This window comes from Dactylosporangium sp. NPDC005572 (assembly GCF_040605515.1).
GTDB lineage: Bacteria > Actinomycetota > Actinomycetes > Mycobacteriales > Micromonosporaceae > Dactylosporangium.
In genome coordinates, this window is sequence record NZ_JBEXCY010000126.1 from 521 (window position 1) to 8526 (window position 8006).

8 protein-coding genes are annotated in these 8006 nt (G+C 73.6%); 4 read left to right on the forward strand and 4 right to left on the reverse strand.

Going from position 1 to position 8006, the window contains the following annotated elements; genetic code table 11:
* Positions 1–133: 133 nt before the first annotated feature.
* Positions 134–1345 carry a histidine kinase gene (locus ABZS66_RS40375; protein WP_354767381.1) on the reverse strand — a complete coding sequence of 404 codons (1212 nt, stop codon included), beginning with the start codon at positions 1343–1345 and terminating at the stop codon, positions 134–136.
* Positions 1346–1465: 120 nt separating this feature from the next.
* Here ABZS66_RS40375 and ABZS66_RS40380 point away from each other — a divergent pair, with 120 nt between their 5' ends.
* Both ABZS66_RS40380 and ABZS66_RS40385 read left to right on the forward strand, forming a co-directional pair.
* Positions 1466–2167 (forward strand): ATP-binding cassette domain-containing protein, encoded by a 702-nt coding sequence (locus ABZS66_RS40380; protein ID WP_354767339.1) that lies wholly within the window; start codon positions 1466–1468, stop codon positions 2165–2167.
* Positions 2164–2904, forward strand: coding sequence for an ABC transporter permease subunit (locus ABZS66_RS40385; RefSeq protein WP_354767341.1), 741 nt, complete (start codon positions 2164–2166; stop codon positions 2902–2904). The genes ABZS66_RS40380 and ABZS66_RS40385 overlap by 4 nt, the downstream gene beginning before the upstream one ends.
* A gap of 49 nt (positions 2905–2953) precedes the next feature.
* Here ABZS66_RS40385 and ABZS66_RS40390 read toward each other — a convergent pair whose 3' ends face one another.
* The 3 genes from ABZS66_RS40390 to ABZS66_RS40400 form a co-directional block, all read right to left on the reverse strand.
* A complete protein-coding gene (locus ABZS66_RS40390) occupies positions 2954–3943 on the reverse strand; it encodes a hypothetical protein (RefSeq protein ID WP_354767343.1) in 990 nt (329 codons plus the stop codon).
* A 120-nt stretch (positions 3944–4063) separates the two neighbouring features.
* Entirely contained in the window at positions 4064–4396 is a 333-nt protein-coding gene (locus ABZS66_RS40395) for a hypothetical protein (RefSeq protein WP_354767345.1), read from the reverse strand.
* A 59-nt stretch (positions 4397–4455) separates the two neighbouring features.
* The gene (locus tag ABZS66_RS40400; RefSeq protein ID WP_354767347.1) at positions 4456–6027 is read right to left on the reverse strand and encodes a hypothetical protein; all 1572 of its coding nucleotides are present in this window, start codon (positions 6025–6027) and stop codon (positions 4456–4458) included.
* A gap of 107 nt (positions 6028–6134) precedes the next feature.
* Between ABZS66_RS40400 and sigJ the strand changes: the two genes are divergently transcribed.
* Entirely contained in the window at positions 6135–7004 is an 870-nt protein-coding gene (gene sigJ / locus ABZS66_RS40405; protein WP_354767349.1) for an RNA polymerase sigma factor SigJ, read from the forward strand.
* Positions 7005–7013: 9 nt separating this feature from the next.
* On the forward strand, positions 7014–8006 hold a 993-nt coding region (locus ABZS66_RS40410), incomplete at its 3' end, for an MMPL family transporter (protein ID WP_354767351.1).

Sequence of the window (8006 nt, forward strand, 5' to 3'; positions counted from 1 at the left end):
TGCCGCCTCCTCGTGGTCGTGCGGCAGGCCCGATCGTGCAGCGCCGACCGCGCGGATGGCGGCCGTCATGCCGCCTCCTCGTGGTCGTGCGGCAGGCCCGATCGTGCAGCGCCGACCGCGCGGGTGGGGGCCGTCATGCGGACTCCTCGTTGTACGGAATCCTTGCCAGAACCCGGAAACCGCCTTCGGGACGGGGACCGGCGCTGAACGTGCCACCGTACGCGGCGATCCGCTCGCGCATGCCGACCAAGCCGTGCCCGCCCAAGCCGTGCGGACCGAAGTCGCGGCCCACGTCACGGCCCACGTCACGGCCCACGTCACGGCCTGCGCTACGGCTTTGGTCACGGCTAGACGGCGGGCTACTGTTTGGGCGGCCGTCGTCGTACACCTCCACGCTCACCTCGCTCGCCGCCGCCGTCACACCCACCCGGCAGCGCGTCGGCGCCGCATGCTTCACCACGTTGGTCAATGCCTCCTGCACGATCCGATACACCGGGAGCTCCAGCGTCGCGGGTAATCGCTCGGTGTCCCGCAGCGTCACGTCGACGGTCACGCCGGCGGCCGTGGCCCGGCGGGTGAGCGCCGGCAGCGCCGCCAATCCGGGTGGCTCGTGTTCGCCCGGGTCGTCGTCCGACCGCAGCACGCCGAGCAGGTGCCGCATCTCGGCCAGCGCTCCCTTGCTGGTGGTCTCGATGACCCGCAACGCGTCGCGCACCTCCTCGGGCCGCCGGTCGGCGACGTGCCCGGCGACCGCCGCCTTGATCGCGATGACCCCCATGCTGTGGGCGACGCTGTCGTGCAGTTCACGGGCGATCCGCAGGCGCTCTTCCGCGACCGCGCTGCGGGCGGCCTGCTCAGCGGCGCGCTGCGCGAACAACCGCCGGTCGCGCACGATCTGCCCGGCCGTCCAGGCGCAGGCCAGCACGGCCGCGAGGAGGGCGAGCAGCTGCGGCCGGCCGATCCACCAGCCGGGCACGCCGCGCGGGCTGCCGACCGCGGTGAGCAGGCCGACCCCGCCGATACTGACCAGCACGGCGGTCACGGCGCGCACCCGCCGCGGGCGTGAGGTGACCGAAGAGCAGTGGAACATCGCATACGCGGTGGCGACGAACGGCAGCTGCGCCCGGTCCAGCATCGACCAGCCCAGCGACGCGGCGAGCACGACGCCGAACACCAGCCGCGGCCGCAGCCGGACGGCCGCGATCGGCAGCGCGGCCGCGGCCGCCAGCAGCCCCCGGGCCCACGCCGCCGCGCCGTGCTGCCCGGCGACCGCGCTCACGACGAACACCACCGCGGCGATGGCGGCGGCCAGGCCGTCCAGCGCGATCAGCAGGCGGCGGTGCATCTCGTTCACGCGGTCCACCGTATGCGGCGCGGTGGTGGCGCGCGTCGGACCACGGTAGGAGCTTCGGAATCGGACCACGGTCGGATGTGCCCGGCCGTGCGATCCGGCAGCGTTGGGCCCGTGATTGAGGTCCGCGAGGTTTCCAAGCGTTACGGGGGAGTTCAGGCCGTCGACGCGCTCACCTTCACCGTCCAGCCGGGACAGGTCACCGGGTTTCTCGGCCCGAACGGTGCCGGCAAGTCCACGACCATGCGGATGGTCGTCGGCCTGGCCCGGCCGAGCGCCGGCGAGATCCGGGTCGGCGGCCGGCGGTATGACGGGATCCGCCACCCGCTCGGACACGTCGGCGCGCTGCTCGAGGCCGACGCCGTGCATCCCGGCCGCTCCGCGTTCGACCACCTGCTGTGGCTGGCCCAGAGCAACGGCATCGGCCGGACCCGGGTCCGCCAGGTGCTCACGCAGCTCGGCCTCGACGGGGTGGCCCGCCGTCGGGTCCGCGGCTTCTCGCTCGGCATGCGCCAACGCCTCGGCCTGGCTGCGGCGCTGCTCGGCGACCCGCCCGTCCTGCTGCTCGACGAGCCCGTCAACGGCCTCGACCCGGAGGGTGTGCGGTGGCTGCGTCACCTGGTGCGCTCCCTCGCCGCGGAGGGCCGCACGGTGTTCGTCTCCAGCCACCTCATGAGCGAGATGGCCATCACCGCCGACCACCTGATCGTTATCGGTCACGGCCGGCTGCTGGCCGACGCCCCGCTCGCGTCGTTCATCGGTGACGGGACGTCACTTGAGGACGCCTATCTCCGCCTGCAGGAGCGTGCCCGATGACCACCGTGGTGCTGGCCGAGTGGACGAAGCTGCGCACGATCCGGTCCACGGTGTGGACGCTCGCGCTCACGTTCCTGATCAGTGTCGGTCTCGCGGCCGTCAGCGGCTTCTCGGTCCGCAATGCGTACGAGACCGGCAACGCCGCGATGGTGCGCCCCGACTTCGACCCGGTCTATTCCGGTTTTGTCGGGCTGTTGTACGGGCAGCTGGCGCTCATCGCCTTCGGCGCGCTGCTGGTGACGTCCGAGTACGGCACCGGCACCGTCCGGGCGACGCTCGCCGCGGTGCCGCGGCGTGGCCTGGCGTACGGGGGCAAGCTGCTCGTCGGGTGCGGCGCTGCCCTGGTCGTCGCGGTGGCCACGGTGCTGGTGTCGTGGCCGGTCAACCAGGCCGGCCTGGGGCCGTACGGCACGTCGATGGCGGCACCGGGCGTGCCCCGCGCGCTGGCGGGCGCGGCGGTCTACCTCACGCTGGTCTGCCTGTTCTCGGCCGGTGTGGCGGCGACCCTGCGGAGCACCGCACTGACGCTGGGCATCCTGATCCCGCTGTTCTTCATCGTCGGCCCAGTCCTGAGCCGCATTCCGGGTGTGGCGGCGGTCGCCCGGTACCTGCCCGACCAGGCCGGGCAGCGGCTCATGGACACCGCGGACCCGTTACCGGCGCTGCTGGTGCTGACCGGCTGGACGGCGGCCGCGGTGGGCGCGGGCTACGCGCTGGTGCGCCGCCGCGATGTCTGAACCGCCCGTCAGCGGCGCTCGTCAGCGGCGCTCGTCAGCGGCGCCTGGGCTACGCGTTGGTGCGCGGGCGCGACGTCTGAGCCGGCAGTCGGCGGCGGCGGACCTCCGTGCCGCGGTCCCAGATGAGGCGGTTGAGGGCGTAAGGGTCCAGCCGGCTCGGGCCCCTCGGGTTCGCATCAGCACCGGCTCCGGCCTCGGCTTCGAGGTTGGCTTCGGCCCTGGTTCCGGCTCTGGCGCCGGTCTTCGCGCGGGCCTTGCTCTCCGGCTTTGCGAGGGCCTTCGCGCCGGCCTGCGTGCCCGCCTTCGCACCGGCGTTGCGCTCGGCGGCGGGCTCGGCGGCGGGCTCGGCGGCGGGCTCGGCTTCGGACAGGATCTCGCGGCGGGCCACGGCGGCGGCCGAGACGCGCTCGCGGTAGTCGCGGAACACCTGGACCTCGCCGTTGGGCCAGTTGAGCTCGGTGTAGTCCATGCCGTGGAACGCGGAGTCGCCGAGGGTGGAGACGTCGACCGCGTGTTCCTCGAGGAGGTCCGGTGTTGCCGTGAGCGTCACCAGGCCGCCGATGCGGTCGACGCGTTCGGTGAAGCCGCGTGGCCGGATCCACGGGGCCTGCCAGCTGCCGCGGGGGCGGTCCCGCTGCGAACGCTGTGCGGCTACCGCGGTGTCGAGGCCGTGCGTGTGCCAACGGACCGTGCCGTCCGGTGCGCCGCGCAGGGGCAGGCGCTGCCGTAGGTCGCGTGCGGCCTTGTGGGTGAAGGGCGTGAGGAGTGCCGGTACGAGGGCGATGGGGTCGGCGGGCTCCGCGTCGAACGGGTTGGTGTCCAGGTGCGGGCGGTCGATGAGGACGACGGTGCCGGGCACGCGCTGGTACGCCAGGCCCCACAGCAGCCGGCCGAGGAGGCGTGCGCCGCCCCAGTCCGACAGCACGTGCCAGGTGCCGTGGTAGAAGTTCGTGCTGAACCGGCTCGGGGTACCCGGGCGGAGCGTCACGACGGTGTAGTCCCGCCCGTCGAGCCGGAGCCGCCGCCGATGCAGCTTCATCCGGTCACCGACGTGCGAACCGGCGCCCGGCCGCGGCCTCCCGTGCAAACTCGTACACCCCCGTGTGATGGCGTCCTGACGCTTCCATTGCAGCACCGGGCACAAGCGGGTTTCCGGCGTTCAGGCGGGCGGCGCCGGCTGCCAGGTGGCCGGGTCGAACCCGTCCGGCGTCGGGAACGGGTTGTCGCGGCGCCCGCCGATCTGCCGCAGCGGACCGCCGACCGGGCCGGCCCACACCTCGGTGTTGCCGGGCCGCCAGATGCTCAACCCGTCGGGATGGTGGCACACCTCGAAGTCCATCGCGTCCGAGCCGCGGAACAGCAGGACGGTCGCCTGCTCGGGCGGAACGTCGTACGTCATGCCCTCGGGTTCGACCATCAGCCAGAAGTCGGCCTCGCCGCCCCCACTGACCAGCATCCGGACGACGGTCGGCTCGTCATGATCGGAACCCATGCCGTCGATCATCGCAGCGTGCGCGACAGGACGGCCCGGCCGTCGGTGATGGTCCGGCGTCACACCCGCGAACGCCGGTCGTCCAGTACGGCGACGGCGGCGTCGAGGGCTTGTGACCGCAGGTCGGGCGGCAGGTTCGGGGTCAGGCCGGCCAGCGCCACGGTCCGCCAGTAGGGGTTGGTGATGGCGAGGGCGGCGGCCAGCGCCTCGGGGAGCAGGTCAGGTGGCAGCGGGAGCGCGGCCAGGAGATTGGCGCGCCAGGGCTCGCCGAGCAGCGTGACCGCCTCGGCCAGTACCTCGGCGGGCCGATGCTCCGCGAGGGCGAAGAGCTCCCGCGCCCGCCACAGGTCGCGGCGGGTCGCGCGGGTGCCGGTCACCGCCAGGTGCAGGGCGGTGTCGCGGTGCTGCTCCGGCAGGTACGGCAGCAGCGCGGTCATCGCCGCACCGCGCGCGCCGGCATGGGTGACGGCCAGGGCGGCGGCGTACGTCTGCTCGACTGCGGCGGTCCGCTCGTCCGGTGGCAGGTGCGGGATGACGCCGGCCAGCCGCAGGATCCGGCCGAGCCCGGGCTGGTTGACCCGGGCGGCGAGGTCGTCGTCGGGCAGGGTCGTGGCGTCGGCGAGCGCCTGGCGGCGGGCGGCCGCGCGCGCGTCGTCCGGCAGGTGTGGCAGCAGGATCAGCAGCCTCGCGACGCGTGCGCTGCCGGGCGCGATCGTCAGCGTGTCGGCCAGGGTCTGCCGCATGACGGCCGTTCGCAGGTCCGGTTCCAGGTGTGGCGCGAAGCCGGCCGCCGCCGCGGCGCGTGAGCCGTCGGGCGGGAAGCCGCTGAGCGCGGCGATCGCCCGTTCGTGCAGCAGCGCCGGTAGGTACGGCATGAGCTCCGTCAGCCGCTCGAACCGCGCATGCTCGAACGGGATTGCGACGGCGGCCGTCAACGCCGCTTCGACGGCCGTCGCACGTTCGTCCGCGGCCAGGTGCGGCACGAGACCCACCAGCGCCCGGGACCTCGGGCCGGGCTCGGCGATGGCGTAGGCCGCGGCCAAGGCCTCGGCGCGCAGGTCGGGCGGCAGCAGCGGCGCCAGGTCGGCCAGTACCACGCCGCGCCAGAACGGTGTAAAGATGCTGAGCGCCGCGTCCAGTACCGTGCGCAGCCGGTCGGCCGGCAGATGCGGAGCGAGGCGCCGCAGATCCCACTCGCGCGGAGCCGCGAGGACCGCGGCCAGGACCTCGTCGAGTTGCTCCGGCGGCAGGTGCGGCGCGAGCCGGACCATCGTCCCGGTGCGCAACTCCTCGTCGCCGAACGCGGCCGCGATGGCCAACGCCTCCACCGGCACGTGCGGCGCGAGCGCTTCCAGCAGTTCGGCCCGCTGCCACTCGTCGTCGACGGACGCGACCGACGCGAGGGCCGGGGCCAACAGGTCGGCGGGCAGCAGCGGCACGAGGTACTCCAGGACACCGCACCGGTCCAGCTCCGTGGCCAGCCGCGGGAGGTGCGACAGCGCCTCCCCGGGTGACCAGACGCCGGCCGTGACCAGCAGCTCGACCAGGCCTGCCGACAGCCCGCCGGTGATCTCCGTCCGCCGCCGCGCCAGCTCGAACGAGGCCCCCTGGATCGCCGCCGACCGCTCCATCGCGCCATTGTCGCCGAGGTGCTGCTGAGACGCCGGTCACAGTTGGGCCTTCCGCATCACGTTCGGGGTGGCTGGTTCGCTCTCAGGTGGGCAGAAGGAGGCGATCCATGACCGACGCGACGACGCAGGTGTTCAGTCAGCAGCGGGAGCTGCTGTTCTCGATGGTCTACAACATCCTCGGCAGTGTTGCCGACACCGAGGACGTGCTGCAGGAGACCTGGCTGGCCTGGAGCGGGCGCCAGCAGGGCGGCGAACCCGTCGAGCACCCCCGCGCGTACCTGGTGCGCATCGCCGTCAACCGGGCCCTCGCCCAGCAGGCGGTGATCAGCCGGCGGCGCGAGACCTACGTCGGGCCGTGGCTGCCCGAGCCCATCGTCCGGCCCCTCGAGGACGGCGACAGGGAAGGCGACACGGAGTCGGTGTCGATGGCGATGCTCGTGGTACTCGAGACGCTCACGCCGCTCGAGCGGGCGGTGTTCGTGCTGCACGAGGTGTTCGGGTACGCGCACACCGAGATCGGCGACATCCTCGGGCGCAGCGCCGCGGCGGTCCGGCAGGTCGCGCACCGGGCGCGGGGGCACGTCCACGCGCGGCGGCCGCGGTTCGAGCCCGACCCGCGGGTGCAGCAGGAGGCCACCGAGCGGTTCCTCGCGGCGGCGCTCGGCGGTGACCTCGACGCGCTGATGCAGATCCTGGCGCCCGACGTGACCCTGTGGGGCGACGGCGCCGGCCACGCGGGCGGCGTGCGGCCGCTGCAGGGGCGCGACAAGGTCGCCAAGCTGCTCGCGGCGCTCGCCGGGCGGTCGGGCGAAGGGCTCGACGTGCGGTACCGCAGCGTCAACGGCGAACCGTCGGCCCTGCTGGTCGCCGGTGGCGTGCCCTTCGCGGTGGTCACCCTCGACCTCACGCCGGACGGCCGGCAGATCAGCGGCATCTATGTCGTCGCCAACCCCGACAAACTCACCCACGTCGATTAGGAGCCATCGATGCGTACCGCGAAGTGGGTCGTCGTCGCCGTCTGGCTCGTCGTGCTGGTGCCGGCGCTGCTGCTGGCCGGCCGGCTCGGCGACGTCGAGGAGAACGACAACGCGGCGTGGCTGCCCGGCAACGCCGAGTCGACCGCGGTGGTCGAGCGGGCCGCCCGGTTCCAGCCGGGCGACACCGTGCCCGCCATCGTCATCTACGACCGGCCCGGCGGCGTGACCGACGCCGACCTGGCCAAGGCCCGCGCCGACGCCGAAGCGTTCACCCGCCTGGACGGCGTCGTCGGCCGGCCGCAGGGGCCGGTGCGCTCCGACGACGGCGCGGCCATCCAGACCGTCGTACAGGTCCACAAGGACAGCGAGGGCTGGGCGGGCATCGGCCGGATCGTCGACGCGATCACGGCGGTCGGCCGGGCGGACGCGAACGGCCTCGGCTTCCACGTCACCGGCCCGGCCGGCCAGGCGTCCGACTCGATCAAGGCGTTCAGCGGGGGCGGCGGCCTCACCACCATCACCGCGGTGGTGGTCGTGGTGATCCTGCTGCTCACGTACCGCAGCCCGATCCTCCCGCTGCTGCCGCTGCTCACCGCCGGCGTCGCGCTGGTGACGTCGGAGGCGGTGATCTACCTGCTGGCCGAGCACGCCGGCCTGACCGTGAACACGCAGACCAGCTTCATCCTGACGGTGCTGGTGTTCGGCGCCGCGACGGACTACGCGATGCTGCTCATCTCCCGGTACCGCGAGGAGTTGCGCGTCCACGCGGACCGCCACGAGGCGATGGCCAAGGCGCTGCGCCGCTGCGGCCCGGCGATCGTCGCCAGCGCCGCGACCGTCGCCGTGAGCCTGCTGCTGCTCATGCTGGCCACCCTCAACTCCACCCAGGGGCTCGGCCCGGCCTGCGCGATCGGCATCCTCGTCGGGCTGGTCGCGATGGTCACCCTGATGCCGGCCCTGCTGGTCATCGGCGGCCGATGGATCTTCTGGCCGGCCAGGGCG

Bases quoted from the DNA above. Each gene is read 5' to 3' on its own strand.
- ABZS66_RS40385 (WP_354767341.1), top strand. From the start codon at position 2,164: ATGACCACCGTGGTGCTGGCCGAGTGGACGAAGCTGCGCACGATCCGG.
- ABZS66_RS40395 (WP_354767345.1), bottom strand. From the start codon at position 4,396: ATGGGTTCCGATCATGACGAGCCGACCGTCGTCCGGATGCTGGTCAGT.
- sigJ (WP_354767349.1), top strand. From the start codon at position 6,135: ATGACCGACGCGACGACGCAGGTGTTCAGTCAGCAGCGGGAGCTGCTG.
- ABZS66_RS40375 (WP_354767381.1), bottom strand. From the start codon at position 1,345: ATGCACCGCCGCCTGCTGATCGCGCTGGACGGCCTGGCCGCCGCCATC.
- ABZS66_RS40400 (WP_354767347.1), bottom strand. From the start codon at position 6,027: ATGGAGCGGTCGGCGGCGATCCAGGGGGCCTCGTTCGAGCTGGCGCGG.
- ABZS66_RS40390 (WP_354767343.1), bottom strand. From the start codon at position 3,943: ATGAAGCTGCATCGGCGGCGGCTCCGGCTCGACGGGCGGGACTACACC.